The following is a 17602-nucleotide window of genomic DNA, read 5'->3' on the forward strand; positions in this document are numbered from 1 at the left end:
ACTAACCATACCTTTTCCTATAATAAAGAAGCCGACATAAAAATGTACAACTTCTATTAATATAAATATTTTGTTATCAGCGATACACAATGTAATGTAAATTTTTGTTGTCTAAACATTTCAAATTATTCCTTCAAGAAATAGTATCGTTGTTTTTTATTGCCATAAAGTCATGCATTCAATGTTCATTATTAGACTTCTCTCTATTTTATTTTGTTAGAGAGGTTGTTAAATTTCATTCTATTCATTATGAAAAAATTTACTATAGAAATAATAAACAGATTACTTTATAAACAAAAAAATAAACGGCTAATCTGATACAAGCTAAATCAATTAAATATAATTACTATACTTTTTTATCATAATTATGATCAGTGTTAACGTAAATATTATTGATAGAAACTCACGCGCCAACACAAGAAATTTTAGCTAGCAACTAAAGTGATATATGATCAGCAAAATCAAATTATTATTATTTGAAATAGTTTGTAATATCTCCATTTAAACAACATCCTTGCCTACTTATATAATTAATAAATCTCATTTTAATTTTACGCATAAATAGAACTTGTTAAAATAAATTTGTAATAACAAATAGGCAATTTTGTATAAAAATACCATGCGGATTTTTTTATTGATTTGAATCAAATTTATCGACAATTAGCAATCTAAGATATTTTTTTACCCACGCGGAAAACTCATCACCTAAAAATTCATGCTGCATACCATATTCAACAAATGCTTTCATGTAACCCAATTTATTACCGCAATCATGGCTTTTACCTTGTAAATGATAGGCTTCAACAGGTTCTCCTTCTATTAACATTTCAATCGCGTCAGTTAACTGGATTTCATCACCTGCCCCCATTGGTGTTTTCTCTAATAAAGGCCAAATTTTCTCTGACAATACATAACGCCCCACGATAGATAAATTAGATGGTGCCAGTTCAATTTTAGGTTTTTCAACAACGCCTTTAATAATTTTGCTGTCACCGGCTTTTAATTCATAACTGTCACAATCTACAACACCATAATTGGATACAGACTCCTTTGGTACCGGCTCAACAAGAATTTGGCTGGCTGATGTTTCATGATAACGCTTCAGCATCGCGGTTAAATTATACTGTTTCAAATCCGAAGAATATTGATCAATAACTACATCCGGTAAAACTACAGCAAAAGGCTCCTCTCCTACCAATGGTTTTGCACATAAAATGGCATGTCCAAGCCCTTTTGCGATACCTTGTCTCGTTTGCATAATTGTGACATGACTTGGGCATATGGATTGTACATCATTTAATAATTGCCGTTTAACGCGCTTTTCCAAAATTGCTTCTAATTCAAAACTGGTATCAAAATGGTTTTCTATTGAGTTCTTTGAAGAGTGAGTGACTAATATAATTTCATGAATACCAGCAGATATACATTCATTTACTACATACTGAATAAGTGGTTTATCCGCTAAAGGTAACATTTCTTTAGGGATCGCTTTGGTTGCCGGCAACATGCGAGTTCCTAATCCCGCGACAGGAATAACAGCTTTGCTAACTTTTTTTTCCGCTTTTTCTAATTTCATTTTTTCTACCAAGTTACCTAAATACAATATACTAATGAAATGTGATAGATAGATTTTCAACAACTTTTGTGGCGAGTATAGCAGTAAAATGTACCAAATAAATAGCAAACTAGAGAAAATTGGCCTAGGTTAACAATCCTGTAAAAAGTAAATAATTATAATATTTCTACCAATGAATTAAACATTAAAGTCATTCGATGTTTATGATTCCATATTTTACATTGCCAATCTATTCCTTTTTCCATTATTTGCTGATAAGCAATTGATTGTAAGCTACCCAATGGTGCACTTGATGACAATTCGACTTCTTTATTCTCGGTTTTTAATTTTACATTAAGTCCTGCTGAAGCTAATACAATTGTTTTACTTTCAGTATGAAAATAACCTAATAAAATTGGAAATTGTCCTTTAATACCTAAATCCATTAATAAAGTGTTTATTTGCTCAAGCATTTCACTAATATTAAATAATTTGTTTGATTGGCTATTAAGATAGGTTTGCAATAATTCATTAAATGCAACTCTAAGTAATAATGCAGCCATAACGCCATCACCCGAAGAATACTCAATATCAAGGCAATAAAAACCTATTTGTTTATCAGAAAGTTCTGCCAAATCAAATAATAATCCAATTTTATTAATATCTTTTAGCTGCCGATAATTAATTTTATAATTTGCCAGTGTTTGATTTACTTTGGGTTGTAGCTCAAGTAAAACTGGTAAAATATCATGCTTTTCGTGCTGGATCATTTGCTGAATATGAGAAAGCTCAGCAGATAAACGAGTGGTTGTTTCTACAATATCTGGATACAAATTACGGATAATCGTCTCTTTAACATCATCAAAATCAACAATCGGTTTTAATAATGCATCATTTACCCCAAGTCGCAGCATTCTATCCAAATCACTAATTCTATTTGTTCCTGAAATAACAATAACTGGGATTTCACACTTCATTTCCACCAGTTTCTGTATTAAAGTCTCACCACTCATCACAGGCATGCTTAAATCACATAAAATCAAATCAAGATGCTCAATAGCATTAATAATATCTAACGCCTCCTGCCCATTGCTGGCTGTATAAGTAATCACATCAAATGATTTAAGGTAATTTCTCAATACAGAGCGAAAAACCACCTCATCTTCTACAATTAATATTTTCTTCCCTTTCATATGCCAGCCTTACATTACATAAAATGCCATTGACGATATTATCTTTTTAGAAAATAGTACTTATGATAGAACAAATATTTTACGGATTTACACTTAAAGTTATATATTTTTTTGTATTGAAATATATAATTATTTTTCATTTATTGGAATCAATTGGTTACTTTTATACAGTTATTGTAATTAGAAATTACTTTCTTAATTTTGTTCCTTTTTTCTTTAATCAAAATAATTCCTATTGTAAATCAAAATTATCTTATGTTTTTTCATCCTGAATCTAACAACTAAAAAACTATTTATTACTTTATTATCAATATCTAAAATTCAAATCAGTAAACAAAAGTAGATAAATGATCAATAGCACTGAGGATGATTCAGTCACTATTGAGTAACATTATTTACCCAATTAAAAGTGAATATAAAGATAAAAATGAACCTTTGTTAAAGTTTTCAGATAAATTAATCATAAATAACTCATATTTATCTATTATAGCGCTTGTTTGCTTTTAATTAATCAATATTCCAAATGATAAAAATGTGATTTACAATAATAAAAAGATGTTTTTTTAAATAATTTTAATGAAATTTTGAAAAAAACATTGCCATAACAGTCCTAAAAGCGTCAGAATTGCCACATTTTATCGTAACAAGATTAAAATTTCCTATTTTGCGATATTTGTAACAAAAAAATTTGAAGGAAAAGACCATTCATGCAACAAGACACAAAAAAAAAATTCTTCGCACCATCTGCCCTGATGCAAAAGGGTTAATCGCTAAAATCACAAATATTTGTTATAAACATCAATTAAATATTATTCAAAATAATGAATTTGTTGACCATCAGACGAACTGCTTTTTCATGCGTACTGAACTTGAAGGTATTTTCAACGATAATACATTATTAGCTGATCTCGACGATGCTTTACCATCAGGGTCTAAACGGGAATTAAGTACAGCAAATCAACGACGCATTGTTATTATGGTAACCAAAGAAGCACACTGCTTAGGTGATCTATTAATGAAAAGCGCCTATGATGGTCTTGATGTGGAAATTGCTGCTGTAATTGGTAATCACGAGACATTAAGATCACTCGTTGAACAATTTAATATCCCATTTCACTACATTAGCCATGAAAATTTAACGCGAGAACAACATGATCATCTATTAAAAGAACAAATTGACCATTATGATCCTGATTATGTGGTTTTAGCAAAATATATGCGCGTACTTACGCCTAATTTCGTTCAACGTTATCCCAATAAAATTATTAATATCCATCACTCTTTTTTGCCAGCTTTTATTGGTGCAAAACCTTATCATCAAGCTTATCAACGTGGTGTCAAAATCATTGGAGCAACGGCGCACTTTGTCAATAATGATCTCGATGAAGGCCCTATTATTACTCAGAATGTGATTAACGTTGATCATAGTTATACTGCTGAGGATATGATGCGAGCAGGTAAAGACGTTGAAAAAAATGTCTTAAGCCACGCTTTATACTGGGTATTAGCACAACGCGTTTTTGTTCATGGCAACCGCACGATTATTCTTTAACCTATCCTCTATTTAATAAAATAGCCTGACTTATTTTAAAGGTAATTATTATACAGAGTACATAATATTACCTTTAAACAATCATAATTATTTTATTAAATTTAATTTTTATAAAATATTTTATTTAATTATTTATCATAATAAATGATTATTTATTATTAACTATATTTAAAAAAAACTGACATCGTTATTACATTTAAATTTTACCCAATGAACAAGGATAACACTTCTGACTAATCGATTAAATTTCAAATAGATAGGCACTTAGAGCAGTTAACGCTTGCTCTGTCTATTCATTAGCAGAAACTTGCAAGTTACCAACCCTGTGGTTACTAGCATCAGATCAACCATAATTTTGCCCAATTCATATTTTACCTATTGATTAATATATTTTTTCAATTGCATCAATAAATCGATTCAAAATACTACCATGTGCTTTAGATTTATAAAAATAACAGCTATTTGTCATGCTATGCTCATCTAGCGGTAGAAAAATAATGTCAGGTGTTGATTGACAGGTTTCGGGTAATTTATCGGTTAAACCGATGTAATCACCATTTTGTATTAATCCATCGCAAAAACCACTGTTTTCCATCCACCTGATATTGATTCTATTTGCCCCTATCGTCGCTTTTGATTCTATATCTCGAATAAATTGACTCTTATATAAAACTGGATCACATAGCCAAGGAAATTGATTCAATAATTTTAATAGATTCTTTTCAGCATGTTCGTAAAGTTGTTTGCGGCAACATATACCAATAGCCTCTTTTTGTAATTTTTTTAACAAAATAAAACGTTCACTTACAATTTTTTCTGAATTTAAAATTAAAATATTGCCATCATAATCTGATATTTCATTTACTTTATCATAATCAAATTTTAAAACGTTTATTGGTATTTTATTAATACCTGCTGTTTGATAAAGTTTTATTAAATGATGGTTTTTACCCCAGTCATAATAAATATTAACCACATTACGAAATTCATTACCAACATATCTTTTGGTAATTTCTTTTTCCTGCAAATATAAATTTTTTAAATCATTATAAAGCTCTTGCCCTTCCTTTGTTAAAGTCATGCCGGATTTTTTCCTTTTAAACAGCGTCTTACCTAATACGGCCTCAAAATCTTTAATTGATTTTGCGACAGGGGGCGCCGTGCGGTGCAATATTCTCGCCACTTTACATAATGAACCTTGTTCAACAACTGCCATAAAAGCTTCTAACTTTCTTGAGAAAAACATAATGATTACTCCACTTCAATCTTAAATATCAAATAGAAAAAATTTAAATATCTATTTAATAATTTATAGCTGACACAGAAATTCAAAAAGAATACCTTTTTACAGCTCTTTAAGATAAAAGCACTTAGGCTAATAATTTAAAGAAAAATAATTAAACCTGGCTAATTAATTTCATAAATTGATTTTTAGCAAACGACATCATTACATCTAACTATTATTTTCTGACAAAAAACAAATTTTCATATAGTGCATTTTTAATTATAGTTTATTAATTTGAATTAAATTAATTATTTTTTTAAAGTTATATATTTTTTTTAAAATTTAATCACTGCTAATCACACTAAACAATTTAAATATAAAAAATAACTCATTAATAAATAAAAGAAAATGTTTTATATAATGGGTTACATTTATATATTCAATCTGATAAAATATTTTTATAAATATATTTCAATTAGGTAACCAATTCGAATGAAATTTGTCTCATTTAACATTAATAGCCTAAGAGCACGCATCCACCAACTTGAAGCTATCATCGAAAAACATCAACCTGATGTCATAGGCTTACAAGAGACCAAAGTTGATGATAGTGCATTCCCTTTAGAGCAGGTTAATCAGTTAGGCTATCATATCTGCTACCATGGACAAAAAGCACATTATGGTGTCGCGCTATTTTGCAAACAAAAACCAATCACTATTCAAAAGGGATTTCCTGGCGACGATATTGATGCCCAGCGCCGTATTATTATGGCAGATATTGAAACAGAAAAAGGCACAATTACCATAATAAACGGTTATTTCCCACAAGGTGAATGCCGTGATCACCTAACAAAATTTGCTGCAAAAGCAAAATTTTATCAAGATTTGCAACTTTATCTGCAAAATAATCTTTCTCCTCAATCGCATATCATTCTTATGGGAGATATGAATATTAGTCCAACAGATCATGATATCGGCATCGGTGAAATTAATAGAAAACGTTGGTTAAGTGCTGGCAAATGCTCATTTTTACCTGAAGAACGCGAATGGATGGATAAATTGAAATCCTGGGGATTAATCGATACTTATCGTCAACAAAATCCAGCAATTACTGATCAATTTTCGTGGTTTGATTACCGTTCCAAGGGTTTTGTCGATAACCGAGGTCTGCGAATTGATTTGATTCTGGCCTCTAGTTCGTTGTTTGCCTGCTGTGGTGAAACAGGCATTGATTATGACATTAGAAGTATGGAAAAACCTTCAGATCATGCCCCTATTTGGGCGAAATTTGAGTTAAATTAAGTTAAAATCAAATGATAGTACTATTTTACGCTTAGCTATCATTTGATTGCCTTTTTTGACTAGCTCTCTTCTTCTTTACTAATAACTTTTTCTCCGTTTTCTCTTCGATGACCGATATCGTACGGAATATGGTTAAATCAGTTTGTTGTTTCGCTTGTTGGATTAACATTTTCAATGTATCTGCCAATGGTGACATAAAATCCTGATAACGAAACTGTTTTTCACTGATTTGGGTTAATTTAGACTCCCAGTGAGCAGTCATATCAGGCAATACTGCCACCAGCGGTAAAACTTTATATAAGGCGATGCCTGCTGGCGCAGCATGGATATAACGACCTTTTTTAACCAAAAACTTACGTTTAAATAACAGTTCTATAATACCCGCTCGGGTCGCTTCTGTTCCTAAACCATCCGTTGCTCGCAATACCTTTTTCAGCGCCTTATCTTGCACAAAACGGGCAATACCGGTCATAGCCGACAACAAAGTGGCATCAGTAAAGGGTTTTGGTGGCTGAGTCTGCTTTTCTATTACTTCACCCTGCTCGCAAAATAACTCATCTTTTACCTTTACCTCAGGAAGTGGCATACCATCATTATCCGCATCCCGTTCCTTAGTAGTTAAAATTGCTCGCCAACCAGGTTCGACCAAAAAGCGAGCTCTGGCGATAAATTTTCCACCTGCGATCTCCAGTTCAATAACCCGTTTATGAAATTTTGCACTAGCCATAAATTGGATAATATATTGAGCAGCAATCAATGCATAAATTTTGCTTTCGTTTTGATCAAGCTGCACCGCTATTGCTTTAGCGGTAGGAATAATTGCATGATGTGCATCAACTTTTTTATCATCCCAACAGCGATTTTGCTTATCTAATTCAGCCAATTCAAATTGTGTAAGTTCTGGCTGATGTATAGCAATAGCTTTTAATACCCCATGGCGATTGGCAAAATGCTCTTGCGGTAAGTAACGACTATCGGAACGAGGATAAGTAATAACTTTATGTTTTTCATATAATTGTTGGCATATATCAAGAACTTCCTTGGCACTTAAGCCATGTTTTTTAGCGGCTTCAATTTGCAAAGCCGACAAAGAATAAGGTAAGGGCGCAATTTCTGATTCTTGTTTATTTTGATAGGCAACAACCAAGGCCGGTTGCTGCGTAATTCGTGCAGCAACATGCTCGGCTAAAGGGCGATGAATCAGACGCCCTTCTTCATCCTGATAATCAATGCAGGCTTCACTTGGCTGCCAGATAGCGGTAAAACGTTCTTTATTCGGCGTGATTATATGTGCTTTTACTTCAAAAAAATCTTTAGCAACAAAATGTTCAATCTCTTCATCCCTTCTAACCACCAATCCCAATACTGGCGTTTGAACTCGGCCAACAGATAATACCCCTTGATACCCCCCTCGCTGGCCAAGCAAAGTATAAGCCCGCGTCATATTTATGCCATACAACCAATCTGCTCTGGCTCGAGCCAATGCCGAAACACAAAGTGGAATAAAATCTCGATTACTTCTTAACCGTTCAATGGCCTTAACTACCGCTTGAGGATTAAGATCGCTAATTAAACAGCGCTGAACAGACTGCTTTTTATCATCGGGTAAGGCTAAAAAATCTAACACTTCATCCACCAGCAATTGCCCTTCGCGATCGGGATCTCCCGCATGCACAATCTCATCGGCCTGAACTAATAGCGCTTTAATAGTATTAAGTTGCTTAATAACTGCCGCCCGAGGCTTTAATTGCCATTTTTCAGGAATGATCGGTAAATCAGTTAATGACCAACGCGCTAAACGAGGATCGTAAGCTTCAGGTTCAGCTTGCTCCAATAAATGACCAATACACCAAGTCACATATTGCGAATCACCACAGACAATAAAACCATCTTGTCGTTTGTGTGGCTTAGGTAAAACATCAGCTATAGCACGCGCTAAACTGGGCTTTTCTGCAATAAATAGACGGCGCATAGGTTATTCAACTACCTCAATCATCGCTCTGCCAGATTTGGATTGCTCTAATTGACCGATTGCGCTAAGAGATAAATTATTTTGCCAGGCAATTTGTTTAACTTCAGCAATTGCTGTTGGTAACACCGCCATTAGTAGTCCTCCTGAGGTCTGCGGATCACATAATACATTGCGTTGTAACGGTGTCATCTGGCCTAAAAAATGGCCGTAACTGGCAAAATTACGTTGGGTTCCACCTGGTACACACCCTTGCTCAATATAACTTTCAATATGAGGTAATTTAGCTATTTGCGAAAAAGCCACCGTCGCCTGTAAATCAGCCGCTCGACAGATTTCAGTTAAATGGCCTAACAAACCAAAACCGGTTACATCGGTCATCGCAGTAACTCCTTCAATATTTGCCAATTCTGAGCCTGATTTATTTAATTGACACATAATCTGAGTCGCTAACCCTTGATGTTCAGGTAACAATAATTTTTTCTTTTCTGCCGTTGTGTGAATACCAATTCCTAATGGTTTAGTTAAAAATAATTGGCTACCCGCAACTGCAGTACTATTCTTTTTTACTTTAGCGGTATTAATAACACCTGTCACGGCAAGACCAAATATCGGTTCTGGCGCATCGATCGAATGACCACCGGCAAGTGATATGCCGGCATCCTGACAAACCATCCGTCCCCCTTCAATCACTTGCTGGGCTATCTCAGCTGGGATTTTATTAATGGGCCAACCTAATATCGCAATCGCCATAATGGGTTTACCACCCATCGCATAAATATCACTAATTGCATTAGTGGCAGCAATACGCCCAAAATCAATCGGAGAATCCACTATTGGCATAAAAAAATCCGTGGTACTAATAATCCCTACGCCATTGCCAAGATCATAAACAGCAGCGTCATCGTTGGTCTCGTTACCAACCAGCAAATGAGGATCATTAAATTTTTTACGTTCACTATATAAAATAGTCTCCAATATATTTGGCGCAATTTTACAACCACAACCCGCTCCATGACTAAATTGGGTTAATTTGATTTCCGATGGCATATTTTTTCCTTTAAAAATAAGTCACAAAATCCTTTATATCCGCGGAAGAACTTTTCATTGTAGGATTAAATTTTGGCGTTCCTAAATAGAGGAAGCCAACAATTTTATCATCTTGTTGGCAAGCTAAACCTGATCTCACCACCGGATCAGAGGTCCAAGAGCCGGTACGCCAGATGCCACCAAATCCTTGAGCAACAGCAGCCATCTGCATAGCATGAACACAACAACCAGCAGTAATAACTTGCTCCCAGGCAGGAATTTTTGTATCGACGACAATTTTAGCAATAACAGCAATAATTAACGGAGCTCGTAGAGGTGCTTTTTTGGCTTTCTCTTCAGCTTCTTTGCCTAAGTTAGCGTTAATTGCGGCTTTTTCCAATAACTGTCCAAATTTATCGAGCCCTTGATTTTGGATCACCACAAAATGCCAGGGGCGTAACGTACCATGATCAGGAGCTCGCATTCCGGCTACCAAAATATTATCCAGTGATTGACCTTCAGGTGCCGGTGTTGTCAAATGACTCATGGAACGACGGGTTAATAATAGTGTTAAAGCATCCATAGATTCCTCCTTGTTGAAATTCACTTATATTGCAACTATTTGCATAGCTACAAATAGCGTAGAAATGACCATTTTATAAGTATGTTTCTAAAAAATAGAATATTATCATCAGCATTAGTATAGTAAGGTAACATTTTCAATCAGCTTGAATAGCAATAAAATAATATTTTTAATTATTCTATGAGTTATGGCTGACAATTATCTTATGTCCTTTTAAGATAAATATGTTAATCATATAATTGGAGATCACATGCGAAACCCATGGAATTTAATCACAACCTGCTTTAAATTTAGTTGGCGATTACTTAATTTTATCAGACGATTTGTCACCAGTTTTATCTGTCTTTTTTTGATCTTTATCGCAGCAAGCAGTTACTTTGCCTATAAAAGTGAAAAAAAATCGACGAGCCAATATCATGGTGCGCTACTTATTGATCTACAAGGTGTAATTGTTGATCAAGTCTCTATCCCTAATCCTCTTGGTAAAATGAGCCGCGAATTGTTAGGCTCATCAAGCAAACGCATGCAAGAAAACTCCTTATTTGACATTGTAAATATTATCCGCCGGGCAACCTATGACGACAAAATTACCGGTATCGTTTTACAACTGGATAATCTGATTGGTTCCGACCAGCCATCTTTACAATATATTGGTAAGGTGTTGATAGAGTTTAAGCAAGCGGGAAAACCTATTTACGCTGTAGGTAATGGCTATAATCAATCGCAATATTATTTAGCCAGTTTTGCCAATCATATCTATATGTCACAACAGGGTCATGTCGGAATTTACGGTTTTTCAACCAATAAACTCTTTTATAAGACGCTACTGGATAACCTAAAAGTCAATAGCCATATTTTCCGTGTTGGCACCTATAAATCAGCAGTAGAGCCATTTATTCGTGACAATATGTCACCTGAAGCACGTGAAGCCGATAAAGTCTGGATTGGTTCACTATGGCAACATTATTTATCAACCATGGCGCAAAACCGACAAATGACGCCAGAAAATATCTTCCCTGGTGCCGATAAATTGATTGAAGAAATGAAAAGCGTCAATGGTGATAGTGCGCAATATGCGGTTAAACAAAAACTCATTGATCATATATTTACCGGCACAGTTATGGAGAAAGAGTTAAACAAAAAATTTGGCTGGAATGATAAAGAGCAACATTTTAATTACATCAGTATCTATGATTATGCCAATGAACAACCCCAGCAAAATCAGCTAATGCGACAAAAAGAATCCGATGAGCAAGCTGGAAATATCGCTGTGATAATTGCCCAAGGCGCCATTATAGATGGACCACAAGAGCCTGGCATGGTTGGCAGCGAAACAACGGTAGCGCAAATACGTAAAGCAAGACTTAACCCTGATATTAAAGCGATTGTATTACGTGTTAATAGTCCTGGTGGCAGTGTTACCGCTTCAGAAGCGATAAGGAATGAGCTTGTGGCTGTCCGCGAGGCCAATAAACCTATTGTAATTTCGATGGGAGGAATGGCAGCATCAGGAGGTTATTGGATTTCAACACCGGCCAATTATATTTTTGCCAGTCCAACAACCCTGACCGGTTCAATTGGTATTTTTGGTGTGATAAATACCTTTGAAAAAAGCTTAGATACAATTGGCGTTTATACTGACGGGGTCTCTACCACGCCATTAGCGGATATCTCAGCTACAAAAGGGATTAATAAACAATTTTCTGACATGATGCAAATCACCATAGAAAATGGCTATAACACCTTTCTAAAATATGTTGCTCAGGCGCGCCATAAAACACCGGCAGAGATAGATAAAATCGCTCAAGGTCGGGTGTGGGTAGGTTCAGACGCGCTACAAAACGGTTTGGTTGATAAACTGGGTGATTTTGACGATGCTGTAAATAAAGCGGCTGAGTTAGCTAAAGTCACTACGCCATCACTTGACTGGATGCAGCCTGAACGTTCTTTTATTGATCAATTAATACTTGAATTAACTTCAAGCGCTGAGGCAATGATGCCCAATACACTGCAATTGTTACTTCCGCAAAAAATGGCTAACGACCTGCAGCAACAAATCAAATTTTACCAGCATATGAATGATCCACAAAATCGCTACGCATTTTGTTTAAATTGTGGTGAAGTTTATTAATAAATAGCCATCATTGTTCAACTCTAGCGCCCTGCATATGGGCGCTTTATTTTATATTAATATTTAATATCCCACAGATTTTATTAGCTAACTACTTTATAATTCTTTAAATTTATCAATTTTCACTTATTCATATCGTTAGGTAAAGAGAATGGAAAAAAAATCCATCTATGTCATTTACATAGGCGGCACTATTGGCATGCAATATTCAACCCATGGATACGTGCCAGCCTCCGGCCATCTACAAAAACAACTGAGCAGCATGCCAGAATTTCATCGCGCTGAAATGCCAAATTTCACTATTCGTGAACATAATCCTTTAATTGATTCCGCTAATATGACATCACAAGATTGGCAGTGCATTGCGGATGATATTAGTGATAATTATGAAAACTATGATGGTTTTGTTATTCTACATGGTACTGATACGATGGCATTTACCGCCTCTGCACTCTCATTTATGTTTGATAACCTAGATAAACCGATTATCGTGACAGGGTCACAAATACCACTGGAAGCGCTAAGATCAGATGGCCAAACTAATCTTCTTAATGCCTTGTACTTGGCAGCAAATTACCCTATCAATGAAGTGACGCTGTTTTTTAATAACAAATTATTTAGGGGTAACCGGACCGTCAAATCACATGCTGATGGTTTTGATGCCTTTACTTCTCCTAATTGTCCACCATTGATTGATGCGGGTATTCATATCCGTTGTTTACAAAGCTGTCCATTGCCAAAAAATGACGGCAATTTCAGCAGCCATAAAATCACCCCTCAACCCATTGGGGTTGTTACTATTTATCCTGGGATTTCAGTACAAAGTATCGAAAACATCTTATTGCAACCCACCAAAGCACTCATTCTCCGTTCTTACGGTGTTGGTAATGCGCCTTCACAAACTGAGTTGTTAAAATGCCTTGAAAAGGCCTGTCAACACGATATTATCGTCATTAATTTGACACAATGCCTCTCTGGACGAGTTAACATGAATGGGTATGCAACCGGGCACGCATTAGCCAAAGTTGGTGTTATTAGTGGTTATGACATGACTTTTGAGGCAACCCTTACCAAGCTTCATTATTTACTTAGTCAATCTTTATCTTCAAATGATATTCGTACGTTGATGCAAAAAAATTTGCGCGGTGAACTTAGCTATAGTGACAATTATTAAGGACGACATAATGACTAATACTGCATTATTGCTGGTCGATCTGCAAAATGACTTTTGTAAAGGGGGCGCCCTAGAAGTATTAGATAGTGAAAGTGTTATTAGTACAGCTAATAATGTTATCACCTACTGCCAGCAACAAAATATCGTTGTTATTGCCAGCCAGGACTGGCATCCTGCTGATCACTTAAGTTTTGCTGTCAACTCAGGAACTCAGGTAGGCACCGAGGGGAATCTTAATGGCCTACGCCAAATTTGGTGGCCAGTTCACTGTGTGCAACATCAGAAAGGAGCACAATTCCATCCAGCACTTAATCAGTCAGCCATTCAGGCAACTTTTCAAAAAGGGATCAATGCCACAATCGATAGTTATAGTGCTTTTTTTGATAATGATCATCAACATGCAACTCAGTTAGATCGTTGGCTAACAGAAAATAAAATCAAACATCTATACATTATGGGGTTAGCAACAGATTACTGTGTAAAATTTACCGTCCTTGATGCAGTGCAACTAGGTTATCAAGTAACGGTTATTCAAGATGGTTGTAGGGGCGTTAATCTTCATCCAGAAGATACTCATAACGCATTACAAGAAATGGTATTAGCTGGTGCTAAATTAATAACATCTTCTGATTTGCTGACGCAATCTATGATTGTAACTAATGCACTTAGCTAAGGAGCTGCAATCTATTATTAACATTGAATAAATTTTGCTTATTGCTGCTGTTCACTATCAAACAATCGCTTTAGCTCATCTTTTGTTTTCAAAATGATATTCCCATCGGTGCCCACCGTCATATGCTGAGCATCATGATTATGCCTAGCCTGCCAAAGCATAATAGCTTGCAGACTATTTTCTTTTTGCTCGGGCGTTAACACAACACCATCAGGCCACTTGCCCAACTCAACGGCAGTCAGCAATCGTTGATAAATGTCGACTGTCATTAACTTAACCAGATCATTAAGTTCCATATTTCATCCCTTCTCTTGTTTATCGTCGTGTAAACCTTACTTAACCCTCAGTTACTTCGCCAGATTGTTGATCAGTAAAACTTAATGCAACAGAATTAATACAATAACGTTGCCCAGTCGGTTGTGGGCCATCGGCAAAAACATGGCCTAAATGTGCGTTACAGTGACGGCAACGCACTTCTATCCGCTGCATACCGTGGGAAAAATCATCAATATAACTGACGGCTTGATCATTAATTGGTTGATAAAAACTTGGCCAGCCGCAGCCAGTATCAAATTTTGTTTGTGATAGAAAAAGCGGCGCATGGCAACAGAGACAGTAATAAATACCTTCTCGTTGATTATGTAGTAATTTACCTGAAAAAGGTGGCTCGGTTCCGGCTTCTTGAGTGACATGATGTTGCATTTTATTAAGTTTATTTGACTTAATGCGTTTATGTTCTTTTTCAGTCATAAGAAAGCTTTCCTTATTTTCTAGTAAAAGTAATTATATTCATATGATGAGCAAAAGTTAACACTAAACCATCTCAATTATTTTTAACCCGGTAAACCGGGTCTTTCTAGTCTGATTTGTGATATAATTCACATATATTAGCAATATTCACTTTAAATCTCTTTATCCAGAACGATAATAGTGAATCAAAACATTGACCTTAAGCTTGTTGGCAAACATACAAAAGGTGCTTTATATGTCAATTTTTCTGGTAATTGACACGATTCCGCTTGACGGATGGCAAGGTTTTGGTAACGATAGAAACAATATTGAATTCTTTTAAATTAAATAAAATATAGCTGGTGGAAATACTATGACTATCAAAGTAGGTATTAATGGTTTCGGTCGTATTGGCCGTATTGTTTTTCGTGCTGCCCAAGAGCGTAAAGATATCGAAATCGTAGCAATCAATGATTTATTAGATGCCAATTATATGGCCTATATGCTGAAATATGACTCAACCCACGGCCGCTTCAACGGTACTGTCGAAGTTAAAGATGGTCATCTGGTGGTTAATGGTAAAACTATTCGCTGCACGGCAGAGAAAGATCCTGCTAACTTGAAATGGAATGAAGTTGGTGTCGGTGTGGTTGCGGAAGCAACAGGTATTTTCTTAACTGATGAAACAGCACGCAAACATATTGCGGCGAGCGCTAAAAAAGTCGTTTTAACTGGCCCTTCTAAAGATGATACCCCGATGTTTGTAATGGGCGTTAATCATAGCACCTATAGTGGTCAAGATATTGTTTCTAATGCCTCTTGTACCACTAACTGCCTAGCCCCATTAGCGAAAGTTATCAATGATAAATTTGGTATCATTGAAGGTCAGATGACCACCGTCCATGCAACGACTGCCACGCAAAAAACCGTTGACGGACCTTCAGCTAAAGATTGGCGTGGTGGACGTGGTGCTTCACAAAACATCATTCCTTCATCAACCGGCGCCGCTAAAGCTGTTGGTAAGGTTATTCCTGAATTGAACGGCAAATTAACCGGTATGGCTTTCCGTGTTCCAACCCCGAATGTCTCAGTTGTTGACTTAACCGTTCGTTTGAATAAACCTGCCACTTATAAAGAAATTTGCCAGGCGATCCAACAGGCAGCAAATGGTGAATTAAAAGGCATTCTTGGTTACACCGAAGATGATGTTGTTTCCACAGACTTTAATGGCGACAAACTAACATCAATTTTTGATGCTAAAGCGGGTATTGCCTTAAACGACAGTTTTGTAAAATTAGTAGCCTGGTACGATAATGAAACCGGTTATTCAAATAAAGTTTTAGATTTAATTGCCCATATTGCTAAATAAATAGCATAATTACTCGCTTCAAGCCGCCATTAATGGCGGCTTTTTTCATTCTGGCATATAATCCAACGATATTTTTAAACTAGCTAATTTCTAATCATAAAAAATATAAAAAGGACGAAATGATGAATGACACGACACTGTTTAGCTTACCTGTAAAAGAAACAATTTCATCCTATATTACACTTCGACAGCTTGATGAAATTCCAGTCATTATTGTTTCTCATCCTAAAGTGAGTGCCGCAGTCAGTCTGCAGGGAGCACAGCTACTTAGCTGGCAGCCCGAGGGGGAAAAAGCAGATTTATGGTTGAGTAAAAATAGTCTATTTCGAAAAAATACCGCTATTCGCGGCGGAATTCCTATCTGCTGGCCATGGTTTGGCTTGGTCGCTCAACCCAGTCATGGTTTTGCTCGTTTACAGGAATGGCAATTGACAGCGCATAGTGAGCTTACAGATAGTGTGATCCTTACCCTAACACTTTCTGATAATGAAATGACAAAAAAGATATGGCCACATGAATTTACCTTAATAATGCGCTTAAAACTAGCAGCGACCTGTGAAATTGAATTTGAATATTATGGTACTGAGCCTACCACCGGTGCATTACATACCTATTTACAAGTAAGTGACATAAATAAGATATATATTGAAGGTCTAGGCAAACATTATATTGATAAAGTAGCTGATCGTGATGTTTACACAGAAGAGACAAAAACTTATATAACCACACGAACTGATCGTATTTATACTGAATCCGATGATTGTAATTTGGTGTATGATAAAAATTGGCAACGTATTTTAGAAATACACCATTACCATCATAGCGACATAGTATGTTGGAATCCGGGCGCTGAACTATCCAGTACCATAAAAGATATGACCAGCGATGGTTACAAAAAAATGCTATGTTTAGAAACAGCCCATATTAGCCAACCAATGCAACCAGCAGGTGAAAAACCTGCCCGCATGTCATTAACCTTAGGTGTGCGTAGCATCAAGATGCAAGACGTAATGTTATAGCTTTGCGATTTTTATGCAGAAATAATAAGCAAGATTGTTAAAATTTATTAGTATTTTACACTAATAACCGCTATCTCAATTAACGCCCTCACTTTTGAT

General features: G+C 35.7%; 15 protein-coding genes. 7 read left to right on the forward strand and 8 right to left on the reverse strand.

All coding sequences use genetic code 11. The features are described from left to right. Positions 1-631: 631 nt before the first annotated feature. Together galU and rssB are read right to left on the reverse strand one after the other, a co-directional pair. Positions 632-1576 carry a UTP--glucose-1-phosphate uridylyltransferase GalU gene (gene galU / locus AACL31_RS11460; protein WP_310512403.1) on the reverse strand — a complete coding sequence of 315 codons (945 nt, stop codon included), beginning with the start codon at positions 1574-1576 and terminating at the stop codon, positions 632-634. Positions 1577-1731: 155 nt separating this feature from the next. Continuing rightward, entirely contained in the window at positions 1732-2748 is a 1017-nt protein-coding gene (gene rssB / locus AACL31_RS11465) for a two-component system response regulator RssB (protein WP_339053164.1), read from the reverse strand. A gap of 703 nt (positions 2749-3451) precedes the next feature. Between rssB and purU the strand changes: the two genes are divergently transcribed. After that, a complete protein-coding gene (gene purU, locus AACL31_RS11470; protein ID WP_310512416.1) occupies positions 3452-4300 on the forward strand; it encodes a formyltetrahydrofolate deformylase in 849 nt (282 codons plus the stop codon). A gap of 382 nt (positions 4301-4682) precedes the next feature. On the opposite strand, the gene AACL31_RS11475 is transcribed toward purU, so the two are convergent. Continuing rightward, the gene (locus AACL31_RS11475) at positions 4683-5516 is read right to left on the reverse strand and encodes a LysR family transcriptional regulator (RefSeq protein ID WP_339053165.1); all 834 of its coding nucleotides are present in this window, start codon (positions 5514-5516) and stop codon (positions 4683-4685) included. A 501-nt stretch (positions 5517-6017) separates the two neighbouring features. Here AACL31_RS11475 and xthA point away from each other — a divergent pair. Beyond that, positions 6018-6827: an exodeoxyribonuclease III gene (gene xthA, locus AACL31_RS11480; protein WP_310512406.1), complete on the forward strand. Its 810-nt coding sequence runs from the start codon at positions 6018-6020 to the stop codon at positions 6825-6827. A gap of 31 nt (positions 6828-6858) precedes the next feature. On the opposite strand, the gene AACL31_RS11485 is transcribed toward xthA, so the two are convergent. From AACL31_RS11485 to AACL31_RS11495, 3 genes are read right to left on the reverse strand one after another with little or no spacing between them, the layout of a single operon-like run. After that, positions 6859-8799 carry a DNA topoisomerase III gene (locus AACL31_RS11485; RefSeq protein WP_310512407.1) on the reverse strand — a complete coding sequence of 647 codons (1941 nt, stop codon included), beginning with the start codon at positions 8797-8799 and terminating at the stop codon, positions 6859-6861. Positions 8800-8802: 3 nt separating this feature from the next. Then, entirely contained in the window at positions 8803-9846 is a 1044-nt protein-coding gene (gene selD / locus AACL31_RS11490) for a selenide, water dikinase SelD (RefSeq protein ID WP_032114973.1), read from the reverse strand. A gap of 10 nt (positions 9847-9856) precedes the next feature. Beyond that, positions 9857-10408 carry an NAD(P)H nitroreductase gene (locus AACL31_RS11495; protein ID WP_310512408.1) on the reverse strand — a complete coding sequence of 184 codons (552 nt, stop codon included), beginning with the start codon at positions 10406-10408 and terminating at the stop codon, positions 9857-9859. A 250-nt stretch (positions 10409-10658) separates the two neighbouring features. Between AACL31_RS11495 and sppA the strand changes: the two genes are divergently transcribed. The 3 genes from sppA to pncA all read left to right on the forward strand — a co-directional run bounded on the left by sppA (position 10659) and on the right by pncA (position 14386). After that, positions 10659-12539 (forward strand): signal peptide peptidase SppA, encoded by a 1881-nt coding sequence (sppA, locus tag AACL31_RS11500; RefSeq protein ID WP_310512409.1) that lies wholly within the window; start codon positions 10659-10661, stop codon positions 12537-12539. A gap of 151 nt (positions 12540-12690) precedes the next feature. Next, entirely contained in the window at positions 12691-13713 is a 1023-nt protein-coding gene (gene ansA / locus AACL31_RS11505) for an asparaginase (RefSeq protein WP_310512410.1), read from the forward strand. Between the two features lie 10 nt (positions 13714-13723). After that, complete coding sequence (gene pncA / locus AACL31_RS11510) at positions 13724-14386, forward strand: bifunctional nicotinamidase/pyrazinamidase (RefSeq protein ID WP_310512411.1); 663 nt, start codon at positions 13724-13726, stop codon at positions 14384-14386. Between the two features lie 38 nt (positions 14387-14424). Here the strand turns inward: pncA and AACL31_RS11515 are convergent, their stop codons facing one another. Together AACL31_RS11515 and msrB are read right to left on the reverse strand one after the other, a co-directional pair. Continuing rightward, positions 14425-14682 (reverse strand): YeaC family protein, encoded by a 258-nt coding sequence (locus AACL31_RS11515; RefSeq protein WP_310512412.1) that lies wholly within the window; start codon positions 14680-14682, stop codon positions 14425-14427. A gap of 40 nt (positions 14683-14722) precedes the next feature. Further along, positions 14723-15136, reverse strand: a complete 414-nt coding sequence (gene msrB / locus AACL31_RS11520) for a peptide-methionine (R)-S-oxide reductase MsrB (RefSeq protein WP_180816544.1) — start codon at positions 15134-15136, stop codon at positions 14723-14725. A gap of 352 nt (positions 15137-15488) precedes the next feature. Here msrB and gapA point away from each other — a divergent pair, with 352 nt between their 5' ends. Both gapA and AACL31_RS11530 read left to right on the forward strand, forming a co-directional pair. Further along, entirely contained in the window at positions 15489-16484 is a 996-nt protein-coding gene (gapA, locus tag AACL31_RS11525; protein ID WP_310512413.1) for a glyceraldehyde-3-phosphate dehydrogenase, read from the forward strand. 122 nt (positions 16485-16606) lie between these two features. Beyond that, on the forward strand, positions 16607-17503 hold the full coding sequence (locus tag AACL31_RS11530) for a D-hexose-6-phosphate mutarotase (RefSeq protein ID WP_310512417.1): 897 nt from the start codon (positions 16607-16609) through the stop codon (positions 17501-17503). Positions 17504-17602 lie beyond the last annotated feature (99 nt).

It is taken from the genome of Arsenophonus endosymbiont of Crataerina pallida (genome assembly GCF_964020125.1).
Lineage (GTDB): Bacteria > Pseudomonadota > Gammaproteobacteria > Enterobacterales > Enterobacteriaceae > Arsenophonus > Arsenophonus nilaparvatae.